Source organism: Proteus sp. fly-1013, assembly GCF_040140245.1.
Lineage (GTDB): Bacteria > Pseudomonadota > Gammaproteobacteria > Enterobacterales > Enterobacteriaceae > Proteus > Proteus mirabilis_B.
On sequence record NZ_JBEEWD010000007.1, the window covers coordinates 32,306 to 47,762 of the forward strand.

Sequence of the window (15,457 nt, forward strand, 5' to 3'; positions counted from 1 at the left end):
TAAACGGTGACTTTTAGTCACCGTTTTTTTGTTTTTGTCGCTACCAGAAAAGCATCGCAATTAAACTTGCGACAGCCAAAATACAAAAACGGCTAACAAGATAAAATTGCCGATAAATTCGCTCGCAACGCATAATAACTTCAGGATTATGATGGTTGATGTATTGGCGTTGGTTAATATAGCGGATAAGTCGTAACTGTTTTGAAAATTGCCCATGCATAGTAAAAAATCCATTGCCATCTACCGATTGGTAAAGCAAAGGATCAGATTGGCGCAATATGGTGAGTAATACCCGAATAGATGAGAAATAACGCACCATATTAATCAGGCAAAGAATACAGAGTGCCCAAAAGACAACAATGACATTAAACATAATCCCCTCCCTAGAATAATAGATTCTGAGATGAGAAAACCTTTACCAACAAAGGTTACTTTTTTCTCTAATTTAAGTTTAGGCGAAATTAAGCAATAAACAAAAGTGACTTTTTCAAGTTGTTCCCTTTTTCAGAAAAAAAGATAAAAAATAACTCTAAAAGGGTGTTTTTGTTGTTTTTTATACTCAATTCTCATTATTATGATGATATTGTCGGTGAATGACATCGTGCTAATCTAAAATGGTGTATATTGTTATTTATCGATAGATGCTTTCTTGATGAATTTGACATAAGTTGTGATCAAGACGACATCTAACTTTCATCTTAAAACGTTATATTTAATACATAGGATTTAGGCTTAACCGCCTTTCCAACCGATTAATCAGCTTATGGAAGGAGTTCACGATGGCTTATAAGCATATTCTAGTGGCAGTTGATTTATCCCCTGAGAGTAACGTCTTAGTACAGAAAGCTGTATCTATGGCAAAACCCTATAATGCCAAAGTTTCCTTAATTCACGTTGATGTTAACTACTCTGATCTTTATACCGGTCTAATTGATGTCAACCTCGGTGATATGCAACAACGTATTACTGATGAAACCCGTAACGCGTTAAAAGATCTCTCTGATAAATCAGGTTATGAAATTCAGGAAACCCTGAGTGGTAGCGGTGATTTAGGTCAAGTTCTGGTTGATGCGATTAAGAAATACGATATGGATTTAGTCGTTTGTGGCCATCACCAAGACTTCTGGAGCAAATTGATGTCATCAGCACGCCAACTAATTAATACTGTGCATGTTGATATGCTAATTGTTCCTCTGAAAGATGATGAATAATAATCGCTTGCTTGTTTAAGCAAAAAAAATGCCTGCTTATGCAGGTATTTTTTTGCCTAAAATTCCCATTTTTCCTGCTGTTAAATGGAGTCAACCTTTTTTTTTTGTCTAATTATGAAAAAAATGTCTTGAAGTGTGAATGCATTTTAATGATATATTCAAGAAGCAAAACAACATCAACCTCACAAAACCCAAAAATATTCCGAATAAATGAGGTTATGCCAACATCACATTACACAAAAAAGGAATAGCTGAATGAATATATCTGGCTCATTATCTTCGTTTTTAGAAGGGGTAGAAAAATATAACGCTCATCAGCCTGAGTATCATCAGGCGGTTCGTGAAGTTTTTACCACTTTGTGGCCTTTTTTAGAGAAAAATCCACAATATCGTGAACAATCATTACTTGAGCGCTTAGTTGAGCCTGAACGTATTATTCAGTTTCGCGTCTGTTGGTTAGATGATAAAGGGCAAGTGCAAGTTAACCGTGCATGGCGTATCCAATTTAACTCAGCCATTGGTCCTTACAAAGGTGGTATGCGTTTTCACCCATCAGTGAACCTTTCTATCCTAAAATTCTTAGGTTTTGAGCAAACATTTAAAAATGCATTAACTACATTGCCGATGGGAGGAGCCAAAGGGGGTTCTGATTTTAACCCTAAAGGCAAAAGCCATGGGGAAGTGATGCGTTTTTGTCAGGCATTAATGACTGAACTTTATCGCCATTTAGGCGCTAATACGGATGTTCCTGCCGGTGATATTGGTGTGGGTGCACGAGAAGTTGGCTTTATGGCAGGAATGATGAAAAAGCTGTCTAATAGCAATGAATGCGTTTTTACAGGTAAAGGCCTTTCATTCGGTGGCAGTTTAATCCGCCCAGAAGCTACTGGGTACGGCTTAGTTTACTTTACTAATGCGATGCTTAAACGTCATGGTATGTCTCTTGAGGGAATGCGTGTGGCGGTTTCTGGTGCAGGTAATGTTGCGCAGTTCACTATCGAAAAATGTTTAGAGTTAGGTGCAAATGTCATAACCGCATCAGATTCCGGCGGTACTGTGGTTGATGAAGCGGGATTTACTACTGAAAAACTAGCTCGTCTCACTGAAATTAAAAATAATTATGGTCGCGTTGAAGAGTACGCAAAAGAGTTTGGTTTAACGTATCTTGAAGGGCAACAACCTTGGGCTGTTTCTGTTGATATTGCTTTGCCTTGTGCAACACAAAATGAATTAGATTTAGAAGCAGCTAAAGTTCTTATCAAAAATGGTGTTAAAGCTGTTGCTGAAGGTGCGAATATGCCAACAACGATTGCAGCAACAGATGCCTTTATCGAAGCTGGTGTCCTTTTTGCACCAGGTAAAGCGGCTAATGCGGGTGGTGTTGCAACCTCTGGTTTAGAGATGGCGCAGAATGCGGCACGTTTAAGCTGGAAGGCAGAGAAAGTGGATGCTCGCTTACATCACATCATGTTAGATATTCACCATGCTTGCGTGAATTACGGTGGTGAAGGTAAGCAGACTAATTATATTCAAGGCGCAAACATTGCAGGCTTTGTTAAAGTCGCTGATGCAATGCTGGCGCAAGGCGTACTGTAAATATTTTATAACTATAATGATATAACCACCTGATAATTGGGTGGTTATATTAATCTTAAGTTACCATTCTAGGCGGAGTGTTTTCCATACATTATCTCGTAATGCTTCTGGAACTCCTTCTTGGTCAGCGAAAACAGCGGGTAAACCACGATATGTCTCAAATGGTAGAGTGCGAAAAGTAAACGTATTGTTTGTTAAAGGCAAATGGAGTGGCGATAAACTAAACCCATATTTCTGCCACTCACTTGTATATTCAAATGTCGCAAACCCACTATCATCAAGATAAGCAAGGTATCCAACAGGGATGTTATCAAACAGGACACTACATGAGTTTGCTATCATTTTAGATCCTAAATTTTTTTCTTCTGGCTAGCATTTCTTTAACTGACTTTTGTGAATTTGGGGATGTAAATGGTTTTTTATTTTGAACGTGGTTGTTTCGCTGTAAGTGTTTCAGAGGTTTTATTATGTCAGAAGGACGTTGGGTGGGTATAGGTACTAAAAAATCTAATCCTTCAAGTAAATTTAATTCTCTTAATACAGTGATAAAAACAGTCAAACTACATGCTCCTTTTTGAAGTCGAGCATATGTAGGGCGACTAATACCTAGGTTTTCAACTAATTTTTCTTGTGATATGCCTTTTGCTTTTCTATGAGCCTCAAGGCGTTCATATAGTTCTTTAGTAATTGCTGCATCTGACATTGCTATTGTAATTTTCATTACCGATCCTCTGTAATGTATATATTACATTTTAACACTAAAGTGGCTTTTTTGTAATGAATACATTCCTAATTTAAGAGTGACTTTAATGAACTAATTATTTATTTTAATTACTCTAGTAGTAATATTTTTTGTATCGTATATGTTACAAAAATACTTTAAAATATGATTTTTGCAATGTTTATATTCCAATTTTAGTTGATAAAGAGAGGTGTCAAACCTCTCTTTTCTTACACACAAGGATAAATATCAAAACGGTGATTTTTGGTTGTTACATTGGCATGTGCAGGCTGATTATTTAATGGCTCTGCATAATCGGGTCGTTTTACGACGACACGTTTTTTCGCCAAAGTGATTGCGGGTTCGAGTAATGCATCTGCATCATCATCAGCACCTACTAAAGACTGAAACACTCGCATCTCTTTTTTGACTAATGCGCTTTTCGCCTTATGTGGATACATCGGATCAAGATAGACGACATCTGGAGGCGGTGTGATCTCAGCCAGTGCTTGGGCTGAAGAGGCATGAATTAACGTCATTCTCTCTTGCATCCATTCGCCAATATCCGCATCAAGATAGGCTCGCTTTAGGCCATCTTCAAGTAATGCAGCAACGACGGGATGGCGCTCTACCATTCTAACTTTGCAACCAATAGACGCTAATACAAATGCATCTCGACCAAGTCCTGCTGTCGCATCAACAACATCAGGTAGATAGTCTTTTTTGATCCCGACAGCTTTTGCCACTGCCTCACCTCGACCACCGCCAAATTTACGACGATGTGCCATTGTACCCTCTACAAAATCCACATAGATGCCACCTAATTTGGGTTCATCTTGTTTGCGTAATTCAAGGTGAGTAGGCGTTAATACTAAAGCCATGATCTGCGTTTCGTCGTGAACTAATCCCCAACGTTGCGCTAAATCAGATAAGGCGCTGTTATCAGCGCCTTCTTCACAAAGTAAACAGATATTCACATATCATCCTTTAATGCCGTAGCCTTTAAGCATAGCATCAAGTTTTGGCTCACGACCACGGAAGCGTTTGAACAGCTCCATTGGCTCTTCTGAACCCCCACGAGTTAAAATATTATCAAGGAATGATTGACCCGTTTCGCGGTTAAAAATGCCTTCTTCAGAGAAGCGAGAGAAGGCATCAGCTGCCAGGACATCCGCCCATAGATAGCTGTAATAACCTGCTGCATAGCCACCGGCAAAGATATGGCTAAAGGCATGAGGGAATCGTGCCCACGGTGTTGAAGGAACAACAGAAACTTGCTCTTTCACACTGGTTAAGGTTTCCATCACACGAGCTCCCTTAGCAGGATCATATTCAGCATGTAAACGGAAATCAAACAGACCAAATTCTAATTGGCGTAATACAAACATTGCTGACTGATAATTTTTTGCTTTAAGCATATTATCAAGCATTGCCTGTGGTAATGGTTCGCCAGTTTCATAATGACCAGAAATAAAGGCTAACGCTTCTGGCTCCCAGCACCAGTTTTCCATAAATTGGCTTGGTAATTCAACGGCATCCCAAGGCACGCCATTAATACCTGCAACATCAGCGGTATCAATTTGCGTTAACATGTGATGTAAGCCATGACCAAACTCATGGAACAGTGTGGTGACTTCATTATGAGTAAACAGTGCAGGTTTATCACCTACAGGTTTATTGAAGTTACAAGTGAGATAAGCAACAGGGTTTTGTAGCTTGCCATCTGCATGACGCATTCTTCCCATGCAATCATCCATCCAAGCACCGCCACGTTTGTGTTCACGTGCATATAAATCAAGATAGAAGCTACCGCGTAAGGTGTTGCTTTCATCATAAAGCTCAAAGAAACGGACATCATCATGCCAAGTGTCGATGTCGTTACGCTCTTTGGCTGTTAAACCATAGATACGATGAACAACTTCAAATAAGCCACTTAAAGCACGTTGTTCTGGGAAGTAAGGACGTAGTTGCTCATCATCGATTGAGAATAGGTGTTGTTTCTGTTTTTCGCTGTAGTAAGCCAGATCCCATGACTCTAATTTATCAACGCCATAGTGTTCTTTTGCAAATTGAGTGAGCTCAGCTAACTCTTCTTCACCTTGCGGATGAGCTCGTTGTGCTAAGTCAGTTAAAAAGCTAAGGACTTGCTCTGGAGACTCAGCCATTTTAGTTGCAAGTGACTTTTCAGCGTAATTTTTAAAACCAAGCAATTGAGCAAGTTCGTGGCGTAGTGTGAGGATCTCGGCAATAATTTCGCTATTATCCCACTGACCTGCATTTGGACCTTGATCAGAGGCTCGCGTACTATAAGCGATGCTCATCTCTTTTCTAAGTTCACGATTATCTGCGTATGTCATGACAGGAAGGTAGCTTGGCATATCAAGCGTCAACAGATAGCCGTCTTGCTCTTTTGCTTGTGCGATAGCTTTTGCTGCATCAATAGCACTTTGAGGCATACCTGATAAATCTTTTACATCAGTAATTAATTTAGACCAACCCATTGTGGCATCTAATACATTATTACCGTATTTGGCACCTAATTCAGACATACGTGCGCTGATTTCACCAAAACGCTGTTGTTTCTCTTTTGGTAAACCAATACCTGATAATTCAAAGTCACGTAATGCGTTTTCAACCGCTTTTTTCTGTGGTTGAGTTAACGCATTAAAATCAGCACTTTCTTTAATTGATTTATAAGCTTGATATAAGCCTTCGTGCTGTCCCATCCATGTACTGAATTCAGATAGCAACGGTAAACTCTGCTCATACGCTTCACGTAGTTCAGCACAGTTTTTAACAGAATTTAAATGGCTAACAGGGGACCAAACACGAGAAAGTTTATCACCTGCTTCTGCCAATGGTTGGCAAAGGTTATCCCAGTTAAACTGAGTATTATCAGCCAGTAATTTTTCAACTGTTTCACGATATGCGGTTAAAACTTCTTTTAGTGCAGGAACAACATGTTCTGGTTTGATAAGGGAAAATGCAGGTAATCCCGTTGTGCTAAGTAATGGATTTGACATAAAAAACATCCTGTATTTTGGTTTGCAGTGACGTAAAACACACCACTGAGTTTATTCGTTATAGATAGTAAGATGAGGATGAAACTGTATAAGTTCAATAGTATCGCGGTAATTATCGGAGGTTTTACTCAAAAACGGGATTATTTTATTTGAAAGGGGTTTTATTGATTTGATGCACTTGGGATTAAAAATAATTCAGCGTATAATCATCCCGTTATTTCCTTTTGACCTATTCAAAAATGGAAGATCATCGTCCCCGGTGGGGCGGCTGGACTTCAAATCCAGATGGGGCCGCCAGCGGTCCTTGGCAGGTTCGACTCCTGTGATCTTCCGCCACTTCTTGTTTTATCACTTCCCAATAAAGCCTCTTGTTATCTCTTTATCATATTGTTTTTTGGAAAAATAATAAGTTTATTATCTATTTACAGTCACCCTTATTTTTTGGATAAACATGGTATATTGTTACTCACGGTTTATTTATAACGTATAGAGTGGGGGCGGTGTAATGAGCGAAAATCTTCCTGAAGCACCACAGGGTGAATTTGTTTTATTTCGAAGTGAAGATGGTAAAACTCGCGTCGAATGCCGTTTTGAATCCGATACACTGTGGTTATCTCAATCCTCTATTTGTGAGCTTTACGGTAAAGCTAAAGCCACGATTAGTGAGCATATCAGCAATATTTTTACTGAAGGTGAGTTAGTCGAAGATTCAGTTGTTCGGTTTTACCGAACAACTGCGGATGATGGCAAACAATACAATGTAAAGTATTTTAATCTCTCAATGATCCTCGCTATTGGTTATCGCGTCCGCTCTATTCGCGGAACACAGTTTCGCCAGTGGGCAACACAAACTTTAGAACAGTATCTGATCAAAGGGTTTGTGATGGATGATGAAAGGTTGAAAAATCCGCCTGTCGGTCAATCTGTTGTTCCTGATTACTTTGATGAGATGCTCGAACGTATCCGTGATATTCGTGCTAGTGAGCGACGCGTGTATTTACGGGTGAAAGAGATTTTCACTATGGCTGCGGACTATGAACCTTCGAATAAAGAAACCACTCGTTTTTTTCAAACCATCCAAAACAAACTGCATTTTGCTTGTACAGGAATGACTGCTGCCGAGCTTATTGCTAGTCGTGCAGATGCCAGTCAGCCAGATATGGGCTTAACCAATTATAAATCGGACGAAGTTCGTAAAACGGATGTGACGGTCGCGAAGAATTATCTTCATGAAAATGAACTCAAAGAATTAAATCGCATCGTCAATATGTGGCTGGATTTTGCCGAAGACCAAGCTCTGCGCCGTAAGCAGGTTTTTTTACAGGATTGGGATACTAAACTGGATCAGTTTTTGAGTTTCAATGACCGTGAAGTTTTGCAAGGTGTCGGTGGGATTAGTAAGAAAGTAGCTGACGAGAAAGCCAAAGATGTATTTGATGTTTTTTCTCAAAAACGTCGTCAACTAAAAGAGGCAGAAGGGGCTAGAGCGAATATTGCAGCGCTAAAAGACTTGCTGAAAGCAAGTAAACAGAAGAAGTAGCTTTCAAGCTTTCGTGATACTTTACTTCCTAATCTTTTATTAGGATAACTGACGGTTCATAACAACAAAAAGTATATTAAGAACTTTTCAGTATTAGTCGATCATTACAGGTTTTAGTTGAGCTAATTATCTAACTAGAAATCAGTCTTAGAAAAACCGGTCATTCCCTCTAGACCCATTTCGCGGCCTAATGCCGTCATTGGATGGACAATTACCAAGCCTCGCACAGCTTTCTTCAGCTTACCAATATCAGCCTGTTCTTTCTTAGTGATGAGGCGTTTAAATGGCATATTCTCTAATTTCTGTGCTTCTTTGCTTAGTTTATTGCTACGTACTGCCTTTAGACGAACAATTTCAGCTTCCAGCTCTACTTTTTCTTTCTCAAACTCTGCGTATTTTTCCGCTTCTTCCGTCAGTGAGATACTTGCCATTTTATGACTAATAAGGTCTAAACGGTCGCTAAGGAGTTTAATTTTTGCTTTTTCAATTTCTTTCATTATTAATTAACCGTGAACAAATTTCTTGTTGGCAAGTATACACCATTCTGTGTAAGAGCGTGAAAAGGGGAACCGATTGACTGCTTTACACCAAAGTAGACATTATCTTCACTATTTTTTCTTATTGAGCATCGACTTTAAATCAGCAAAAGGATTATAGGTTGCTGCTCCTACATCATCTTGTGCATCTTCACCAGCGACAACGGTTGTGCCGTATTGGTCTGCTTCTGTGTATTTAGAGTGTTCATGATCATGGCAAAACAGACACAATAACTCCCAGTTACTACCATCCTCTGGGTTATTGGTATGGTCGTGATCAATATGATGAACGGTTAGTTCACGTAAGTTTGAATAGACAAATTCACGCGCACAACGTCCACATACCCACGGGTAGATTTTCAGTGCTTTTTCACGGTAGCCACTTTCTAACCGTGCATAGTTTTTTGGGATCAGAGCCATTGTTAGTATTACCTGTTATAAGAGAAAGTTTGACGATAGTTTTTCCAATATACTCTGAATGTACGGATAGGTTCAAATGTTGCTAAAACTACTCATCATGTGATTGCGAATACTTAAATATTTTATATTTATTTTCAAATCGAAAACTAGATATAAGTATTTTATTAGGTGCCTTTGTTACACCTAAAACTTATTGATCTAAATATCATTTTTATCTGATGGTTGAGATCGTTATAACGGAGTTTTTCCTTGAAATAAATTGCTCTATATTCAATATAAATTGATTAATTTTGTTGGCTCAACTTGTAGAAGATAAGATTATTAATACCTTATACAAAGTACATGTATTAGAAATCACGGTTATTATCTTAAAGAAAAAATTCAGTTTTCTATAGAAAGGAATTATTTATGGAACATCACCATCAGCCTTTTGACGAAATAAAAAGAATTAATGAATTTGGTATTGAATATTGGTCTGCTAGAGAGCTTTCTAAGCTTTTGGAATATTCAGAATACCGTCATTTCATGCCTGTTTTAAACAGAGCTAAAGAAGCATGTCTACAGAGTAAACATAGGATAGATGACCATTTCGAGGATATTCTCGGTATGGTGAACATCGGATCTGGTGCACAGCGAAAGATAAAAGACGTCATACTTTCTCGCTATGCTTGTTACCTTGTGGTTCAAAATGGTGATCCAAGTAAGCCTGTAATTGCTTCTGGGCAAACTTATTTTGCTATTCAGACTCGACGACAAGAGCTAGTGGATGATGAAGTTTTTAAACAGTTACGGGAAGATGAAAAGCGTTTATTTCTGCGCAATGAATTGAAAGAACACAATAAGCAACTCGTAGAAGCAGCACAACAGGCAGGAGTTGAAACTAGAATTGATTTTGCGATATTTCAAAATCATGGTTACAAGGGACTATATGGAGGGTTGGATCAAAAAGGTATTCATCAGCGCAAAAATTTAGCTAAGTCTCAAAAAATATTAGATTATATGGGGTCGACAGAATTAGCAGCTAATCTATTTAGAGCAACACAAGCAGATGAAAAACTTAGGCGAGATAATGTGCAAAATAAGACACAGGCAAATAAAACTCACTTTGATGTAGGAAGAAAAGTTCGAGAAACTATTTATGAGCTAGGAGGCACAATGCCTGAAGATTTACCATCTCCTCAAAAAAGTATCAAACAATTAATTTCCACAGAAAAGAAAAAGCTTAAAAAATAGAAGTAAGATAAATATTTTCTCAAGTAGTGAAATTTTTAAATCAGTTTTCTTCAACATCTTTCCAATCTAATGCACTCTTAGAAATTACAGGTATAATTTCAAAAATTATTTAGCAGATTTAGGCATAAAAATGGCAAAACTTACCTTACAAGAGCAAATGTTAAAAGCAGGGCTTGTGACCAGTAAAAAAATGGCAAAAGTCCAAAGAACGGCAAAAAAATCACGTGTTCAGGCGCGAGAAGCAAGAGAAGCCGTAGAAGAAAATAAAAAAGCCCAGCTTGAGCGCGATAAACTGCTGAGTGAGCAACAAAAACAAGCAACGTTATCTAAAGAGTATAAAGCGCAAGTTAAGCAACTTATTGAGATGAATAGAATTACGCCAACAAAAGGTGATATTGATTTTAACTTCACTGACAATAATGTGATTAAAAATATCGTGGTGGATAAACTGACCCAATCTCAATTGATTAGTGGACGTCTCGCTATTGCTCGTCTGGATAATGCAGATAAAACGGAATACGCAATTATTCCAGCCAGTGTTGCGGATAAAATTACACAAAGAGATGTGGATTGTATTTTGTTAAATAACGCACTTAGCGAGACAGAACAAGATGAAGACGATCCTTATGCTGATTTTAAAATCCCAGATGATTTGATGTGGTAATCAGTAAAGTAGCTTATTAGTTCAAAGGCATAGTCTGTATAAGCATTGTGCTTTATACTGCATCTGGAAATTTTTGTAGATAAACGATTAAGTAGGCGATAATGGCAATGAACGGAATAATCACAAAGTGGTTTGAAGATAAAGGTTTTGGATTTATTAAAGATGAAAACGGTGATAACCGTTATTTTCATGTGATTAAAGTTGCCAACCCTGCTTTGATAAAAACAGATGCAAATGTCACGTTTGAACCAACCACAAATACCAAAGGCTTGTCTGCTTACGCGGTTAAAGTGATCCCAGACAGCAAATACGTTTATATTGCAGGTGAGCGAGTTAAACTGACATCCATTAAATCATTTCGAATTTTTAGTGAAGATGTGCCCGCAGATACGCATATCAATAAAGAAAACACCGTACTTTCTGTCGGTACTTTAATGAATAGTATCAGACCAAAATCAGCGGATAACTCTAATAATATGCGCACGTTAAGAAAGCTTGCGATCACCACAATGCACGGAACAGAAATCATTTTTACTGAAGATGAGCTCGATATTGATGAAACAATAAAAGCACTTAAACTGTAAATATCGATATTTAAAACGGGCTCTTGCTGTGCGCTTTTACTGGTGCTTGGCTAATAGGGTGAACAAAATGAAGTTCACTCGCATGAAGCATCAGTCGCGGAGTCCGTTCAGTTCCTTCCATTCCTTCAATTAAGCCTCCATCGTACCCACCATATAAGTCACAACCTAAAATAGGATGTCCTATAAATTGGCTGTGAATACGAAGTTGATGCGTCCTTCCAGTTTCAGGCGTAAATTGTACCCGCGTTAAAGGTAATAACGTTCCATCTTCTAATGTATGATAAAAACGCTCAATAACGTGATAACGAGAGCGTGCTGGCTTGCCATTAATCGGGCAAATTGACATGCGTGGAAATAGAGCGGGATCTTTTGCAATCGGCGCATCAATTATTCCTTCATTATCATCCAAATGCCCACACAGTAGTGCATGATATATTTTGGTTACACTGCGCTGGCTAAATTGCTGACACAAAAGGGCATTGATTGCTTTATTGCGTGCCACAACCATCAATCCAGATGTGCCAAAATCAAGCCGATGAACAAGTGTACATCCCGGAAATAGCTTCACTAATCGATAATGTACTGAGTCTATATTTTGTGGATTTTTTCCTGATAAGCTCAATAATCCTGTCGGTTTGTTGATAAGGACTAAGTGCTCGTCTTGATAAAGGATCTCGATTTCATCATGGCAAGGTGGAGCAATAAAAGTATCGATAATCGTAGACATCAGCTTATCCGCAAAAAAGAAGGAAGTGGATGATAGCGAATTTTAGGTTAACAGGCGAATGTAGAGATATACTCTTAGCCATTCGAATATGACGAGTATAAACGTTAATCCTTGGGGACAAATTATGAACAATGAAATCCACTTTAAATATTATGATATGGTCGAAGAGTATGCGATGGAATCGACAGAGCCAGTTGCTGAAGCAGAAGAAGATGCGCTTGCTCTTTATTTCCAGTTGCTACTTACTCGATTAATGAATAACGAAGAAATTAGTGAGAACGCACAGCAAGAGATGGCAAAAGAAGCGGGTATTGATAAAAAACGCATTGATGATATCGCCATGTTTCTTAATCGCTGGGGTAACGAATAACACGTATTGAGCTCATTAAAAAATGGGCTCAATATTATCCTAATTCACAAAATACTACTCTGATCCTACATAACTGTATGATTTAACGTATACTCGCTATACACTTTATTTCACATAAACTCGCAAAAAGAACAGAACTGCTTTTTTGATGTGTGCTGTTTTCATAAGATGTTTTAGATTAATTTATTGGGTGAGATATGCTGGATTTTTTAAAAAATTATGACAATTTAACCATCAGCGAAAAGAAAGTATTAAAATATCTCACCGATAATATTGCGGATATTCCGTATTTAAATATTAATGATTTAGTTGCCAAAACCTTTGTATCAAAAACGGTTATCATTAATTTATCGCAAAAGTTAGGGTTTAGTGGATTTAAAGAGCTTAAATTCCAAATTAATAATTATATTTTGACGAGAAATAAAGTCGAAAAGACTAATGCGGCATCTTATAAAAAACAATTAGAAAAAAATATTCATAAAACATTTACCTTAATTAATGAAGAACAAATTCAGGAATGTGCGAAAACCTTACGCCATTCTAGAAATATTTTTATTGTCGCAAGAGGTACGAGCAAAGCGGTAGGGTATTACCTTGAACATCTATTGTTTGCATTAGGTCTACATTGCTTTTTTATTAATGATTACAATTTATCTGATTCGTTTACGCGCCTTGTTAATGAAGACGACACAGTTATCTTTATCTCTCTTTCTGGTGGGACTAAAAAAATCATCGAGACAGCAAAAATTGTACAATTGAAAGATGCCAATATCATTAGTATGACAGCATTTAATACCAATGAATTAACCAGTTATGCGACTCATGCTCTATTTTGTTTTGCTGATAATCATGATACTAAAAAAGATGATACTAAATCCCGTATTGGCTTTTTTATGCTGGTGGATTTACTGATTAATGAGTTAGAAAATCTACTTTAAAAAGAGATAACAGTGCCTATATTTTATTACTAAATACTCTTTTTAATGATTAAAGCGTGAATAGTATTAATATATCTCGTCAGATTAATCATCGTTTATTCTAAAATAGCCTTTCTTTTCAATCTTACTTCCAAGTCCTAAAATAAATATTATTTAATAGAATAAAATGATTTATTCACTGTTCTTTATTAAGTCGATAATTAATAAAAAGACCTAAGTCATAAAGTATGACCTGAGATAATATTTAAAACCAGCGCGTCATTCATTTCCTATAATCCCTAAGATAGAGTACCTCGGTAATTCTTTTATATTCGAGAAGTCATAAGGAAAAAAATATGGCCAGGAAAAAGTTCAGCGAATCTATTCAGCGCTTTGGTAGAACCCTACTTCTACCTATCGGCGTATTGGCACCTATTGGTATGATCTTAGGGATCAGTGGTGCTTTAGTTCAGTCTTATATGATTGCACGCTTTCCTTTTCTAGGAAATGAAACAGTCAATGCTCTATTAGTTAGTATCCGCACTATTGCAGGTGTGGTGTTTGACAATATTCCTCTCTTATTTGCAATGGGTGTGGCATATGGTATGAGCCACAAAGATAAGGGGATAGCGGTCTTTGCCTCCGTTGTCGGCTATTTAACCTTGATAAGTACTATCAATATCTGGTTGGTATTGACAGGAAAGCTTGCTGATCCTGCGATTATGACGCAGGTGGGGCAAATCAAGGTGCTTGGTATACAAACCATGAATATCAGTGCCGCAGGGGGGATTATCACAGGATTAATTGCGGCATGGGCTACCGATAAATTCTATAACCTTGAATTACCGACTGCATTTGCCTTCTTCTCAGGGAAAAAATCTGTCGCCATTATTATGGTCGGATTAATGATCTGCGTAGGTGCATTACTGCCATTTATTTGGGAAGTATTAGTCATGGGCTTAACTAAGCTCTCGGCTGTCTTCTTAAGTCCTGTCGGACCTTTCTTTACCGCGGGTGGTGAGCGTCTATTTATTCCATTTGGTTTACACCACGTCTGGAACGTTCTGTTTAGATTTACCGAAGCTGGTGGTTCTTATGTGATTGATGGACAAACCTATGTTGGCGTTGTTCCAGCAATGACAGAAGTGTTATTTAACCAAGGGCCAAGCAGTGAATATTGGGCAATGATGCCAAGCCTGACGCGTTTTATGGCTCAGCAACAAATGTTGGTGACGCTGTTCTTATTCCCGGCGATTGCATTAGCGATTTATAAAACCTCGAAAAAAGAGAACCGTGCTGAAGTTAAATCAATGCTGGTGACGATGGTCTTAACTGCAATGTTAGGTAACGTTACCGAACCGCTTGAATTTACCTTTGTCTTTATCGCACCGTTACTTTATTTAGTTTACGCGATTATCGTGGGTATTGGTGCAGTTCTGCTCTCTTTTGCAGGTGTTGCGATCGGTTATATCCGAGGCACAGTCTTTGACTTCACTATCTTTGGTTTACTGTACGAACACACTAACTGGATCTTCTTAGTGCTGATTGGTAGTGCGCTTGCTGTTGTGACCTACTTCATTTTCTACTGGGCTATCGTCAAATTCGATATCAAAACACCGGGTAGAGAAGAATCAAGCAATATGAAAAATACGTTAATTAAAGAAAAACGTTATGGCGAAATTGCAGAGATTTTAATCCAAGCGTTAGGTGGCAAACACAATATTCGTAATGTTGATAACTGTATTACACGATTACGTATCGACATTAATGAAGTAAATCAAATAGATAAAGAATTAATGTTGGAGTCTGGATGTACAGCATTCTTCTTTCCGGCAGCAAACCATGTCCATGTCGTTTATGGCCCTAAAGTCGAATTTGTTCGCAATGCTGTTGATGAAGCAATGAAGAAATAAAA

At 38.0% G+C, this 15,457-nt stretch carries 17 protein-coding genes and 1 tRNA gene; 10 read left to right on the forward strand and 8 right to left on the reverse strand.

Features of this window, described 5'->3' with window-relative positions:
* Positions 1-40: 40 nt before the first annotated feature.
* Positions 41-373, reverse strand: a complete 333-nt coding sequence (uspB, locus tag ABN236_RS13870) for a universal stress protein UspB (RefSeq protein WP_075672586.1) — start codon at positions 371-373, stop codon at positions 41-43.
* Between the two features lie 406 nt (positions 374-779).
* On the opposite strand from uspB, the gene uspA reads away from it, so the two are divergent.
* A complete protein-coding gene (gene uspA, locus ABN236_RS13875; RefSeq protein WP_023583131.1) occupies positions 780-1,211 on the forward strand; it encodes a universal stress protein UspA in 432 nt (143 codons plus the stop codon).
* A 255-nt stretch (positions 1,212-1,466) separates the two neighbouring features.
* Positions 1,467-2,807, forward strand: coding sequence for an NADP-specific glutamate dehydrogenase (gene gdhA / locus ABN236_RS13880; protein WP_349474253.1), 1,341 nt, complete (start codon positions 1,467-1,469; stop codon positions 2,805-2,807).
* A 60-nt stretch (positions 2,808-2,867) separates the two neighbouring features.
* On the opposite strand, the gene ABN236_RS13885 is transcribed toward gdhA, so the two are convergent.
* The 4 genes from ABN236_RS13885 to prlC form a co-directional block, all read right to left on the reverse strand.
* Positions 2,868-3,149: a HipA N-terminal domain-containing protein gene (locus ABN236_RS13885; protein ID WP_349474254.1), complete on the reverse strand. Its 282-nt coding sequence runs from the start codon at positions 3,147-3,149 to the stop codon at positions 2,868-2,870.
* Between the two features lies 1 nt (position 3,150).
* Positions 3,151-3,528 (reverse strand): helix-turn-helix domain-containing protein, encoded by a 378-nt coding sequence (locus tag ABN236_RS13890; RefSeq protein ID WP_349474255.1) that lies wholly within the window; start codon positions 3,526-3,528, stop codon positions 3,151-3,153.
* A gap of 230 nt (positions 3,529-3,758) precedes the next feature.
* A complete protein-coding gene (gene rsmJ / locus ABN236_RS13895; RefSeq protein WP_349474256.1) occupies positions 3,759-4,505 on the reverse strand; it encodes a 16S rRNA (guanine(1516)-N(2))-methyltransferase RsmJ in 747 nt (248 codons plus the stop codon).
* A gap of 3 nt (positions 4,506-4,508) precedes the next feature.
* Positions 4,509-6,551: an oligopeptidase A gene (gene prlC, locus ABN236_RS13900; protein WP_349474257.1), complete on the reverse strand. Its 2,043-nt coding sequence runs from the start codon at positions 6,549-6,551 to the stop codon at positions 4,509-4,511.
* Between the two features lie 241 nt (positions 6,552-6,792).
* Here prlC and ABN236_RS13905 point away from each other — a divergent pair.
* Both ABN236_RS13905 and ABN236_RS13910 read left to right on the forward strand, forming a co-directional pair.
* Positions 6,793-6,887: transfer RNA gene (locus tag ABN236_RS13905), tRNA-Sec, on the forward strand.
* Between the two features lie 169 nt (positions 6,888-7,056).
* Complete coding sequence (locus ABN236_RS13910) at positions 7,057-8,091, forward strand: virulence RhuM family protein (protein WP_349474258.1); 1,035 nt, start codon at positions 7,057-7,059, stop codon at positions 8,089-8,091.
* Positions 8,092-8,225: 134 nt separating this feature from the next.
* On the opposite strand, the gene ABN236_RS13915 is transcribed toward ABN236_RS13910, so the two are convergent.
* Together ABN236_RS13915 and yajD are read right to left on the reverse strand one after the other, a co-directional pair.
* Positions 8,226-8,588: a YibL family ribosome-associated protein gene (locus ABN236_RS13915; RefSeq protein WP_088494220.1), complete on the reverse strand. Its 363-nt coding sequence runs from the start codon at positions 8,586-8,588 to the stop codon at positions 8,226-8,228.
* Between the two features lie 111 nt (positions 8,589-8,699).
* Positions 8,700-9,047 carry an HNH nuclease YajD gene (gene yajD, locus ABN236_RS13920; protein WP_006534437.1) on the reverse strand — a complete coding sequence of 116 codons (348 nt, stop codon included), beginning with the start codon at positions 9,045-9,047 and terminating at the stop codon, positions 8,700-8,702.
* A gap of 408 nt (positions 9,048-9,455) precedes the next feature.
* Between yajD and dinD the strand changes: the two genes are divergently transcribed.
* From dinD to ABN236_RS13935, 3 genes are all read left to right on the forward strand, one after another.
* Positions 9,456-10,280: a DNA damage-inducible protein D gene (gene dinD, locus ABN236_RS13925; protein ID WP_088494221.1), complete on the forward strand. Its 825-nt coding sequence runs from the start codon at positions 9,456-9,458 to the stop codon at positions 10,278-10,280.
* Between the two features lie 130 nt (positions 10,281-10,410).
* Positions 10,411-10,944 carry a DUF2058 domain-containing protein gene (locus tag ABN236_RS13930; RefSeq protein WP_318620291.1) on the forward strand — a complete coding sequence of 178 codons (534 nt, stop codon included), beginning with the start codon at positions 10,411-10,413 and terminating at the stop codon, positions 10,942-10,944.
* Between the two features lie 101 nt (positions 10,945-11,045).
* The gene (locus ABN236_RS13935; protein ID WP_349474259.1) at positions 11,046-11,528 is read left to right on the forward strand and encodes a cold-shock protein; all 483 of its coding nucleotides are present in this window, start codon (positions 11,046-11,048) and stop codon (positions 11,526-11,528) included.
* A 10-nt stretch (positions 11,529-11,538) separates the two neighbouring features.
* On the opposite strand, the gene ABN236_RS13940 is transcribed toward ABN236_RS13935, so the two are convergent.
* Positions 11,539-12,255 (reverse strand): RluA family pseudouridine synthase, encoded by a 717-nt coding sequence (locus ABN236_RS13940; RefSeq protein ID WP_349474260.1) that lies wholly within the window; start codon positions 12,253-12,255, stop codon positions 11,539-11,541.
* 124 nt (positions 12,256-12,379) lie between these two features.
* Between ABN236_RS13940 and ABN236_RS13945 the strand changes: the two genes are divergently transcribed.
* The 3 genes from ABN236_RS13945 to ABN236_RS13955 all read left to right on the forward strand — a co-directional run bounded on the left by ABN236_RS13945 (position 12,380) and on the right by ABN236_RS13955 (position 15,455).
* The gene (locus tag ABN236_RS13945) at positions 12,380-12,625 is read left to right on the forward strand and encodes a DUF2543 family protein (protein WP_088494225.1); all 246 of its coding nucleotides are present in this window, start codon (positions 12,380-12,382) and stop codon (positions 12,623-12,625) included.
* A 197-nt stretch (positions 12,626-12,822) separates the two neighbouring features.
* Complete coding sequence (locus ABN236_RS13950) at positions 12,823-13,563, forward strand: MurR/RpiR family transcriptional regulator (protein WP_088494226.1); 741 nt, start codon at positions 12,823-12,825, stop codon at positions 13,561-13,563.
* A 335-nt stretch (positions 13,564-13,898) separates the two neighbouring features.
* Complete coding sequence (locus ABN236_RS13955) at positions 13,899-15,455, forward strand: PTS transporter subunit EIIC (protein ID WP_349474261.1); 1,557 nt, start codon at positions 13,899-13,901, stop codon at positions 15,453-15,455.
* Positions 15,456-15,457: the final 2 nt, after the last annotated feature.

Excerpts from the sequence above, each read along its gene's own strand:
- uspB (WP_075672586.1), bottom strand. The coding sequence starts at position 373 with ATGTTTAATGTCATTGTTGTCTTTTGGGCACTCTGTATTCTTTGCCTG.
- uspA (WP_023583131.1), top strand. The coding sequence starts at position 780 with ATGGCTTATAAGCATATTCTAGTGGCAGTTGATTTATCCCCTGAGAGT.
- gdhA (WP_349474253.1), top strand. The coding sequence starts at position 1,467 with ATGAATATATCTGGCTCATTATCTTCGTTTTTAGAAGGGGTAGAAAAA.
- ABN236_RS13885 (WP_349474254.1), bottom strand. The coding sequence starts at position 3,149 with ATGATAGCAAACTCATGTAGTGTCCTGTTTGATAACATCCCTGTTGGA.
- ABN236_RS13890 (WP_349474255.1), bottom strand. The coding sequence starts at position 3,528 with ATGAAAATTACAATAGCAATGTCAGATGCAGCAATTACTAAAGAACTA.
- prlC (WP_349474257.1), bottom strand. The coding sequence starts at position 6,551 with ATGTCAAATCCATTACTTAGCACAACGGGATTACCTGCATTTTCCCTT.
- ABN236_RS13910 (WP_349474258.1), top strand. The coding sequence starts at position 7,057 with ATGAGCGAAAATCTTCCTGAAGCACCACAGGGTGAATTTGTTTTATTT.
- ABN236_RS13915 (WP_088494220.1), bottom strand. The coding sequence starts at position 8,588 with ATGAAAGAAATTGAAAAAGCAAAAATTAAACTCCTTAGCGACCGTTTA.
- yajD (WP_006534437.1), bottom strand. The coding sequence starts at position 9,047 with ATGGCTCTGATCCCAAAAAACTATGCACGGTTAGAAAGTGGCTACCGT.
- dinD (WP_088494221.1), top strand. The coding sequence starts at position 9,456 with ATGGAACATCACCATCAGCCTTTTGACGAAATAAAAAGAATTAATGAA.
- ABN236_RS13930 (WP_318620291.1), top strand. The coding sequence starts at position 10,411 with ATGGCAAAACTTACCTTACAAGAGCAAATGTTAAAAGCAGGGCTTGTG.
- ABN236_RS13935 (WP_349474259.1), top strand. The coding sequence starts at position 11,046 with ATGGCAATGAACGGAATAATCACAAAGTGGTTTGAAGATAAAGGTTTT.
- ABN236_RS13940 (WP_349474260.1), bottom strand. The coding sequence starts at position 12,255 with ATGTCTACGATTATCGATACTTTTATTGCTCCACCTTGCCATGATGAA.
- ABN236_RS13945 (WP_088494225.1), top strand. The coding sequence starts at position 12,380 with ATGAACAATGAAATCCACTTTAAATATTATGATATGGTCGAAGAGTAT.
- ABN236_RS13950 (WP_088494226.1), top strand. The coding sequence starts at position 12,823 with ATGCTGGATTTTTTAAAAAATTATGACAATTTAACCATCAGCGAAAAG.
- ABN236_RS13955 (WP_349474261.1), top strand. The coding sequence starts at position 13,899 with ATGGCCAGGAAAAAGTTCAGCGAATCTATTCAGCGCTTTGGTAGAACC.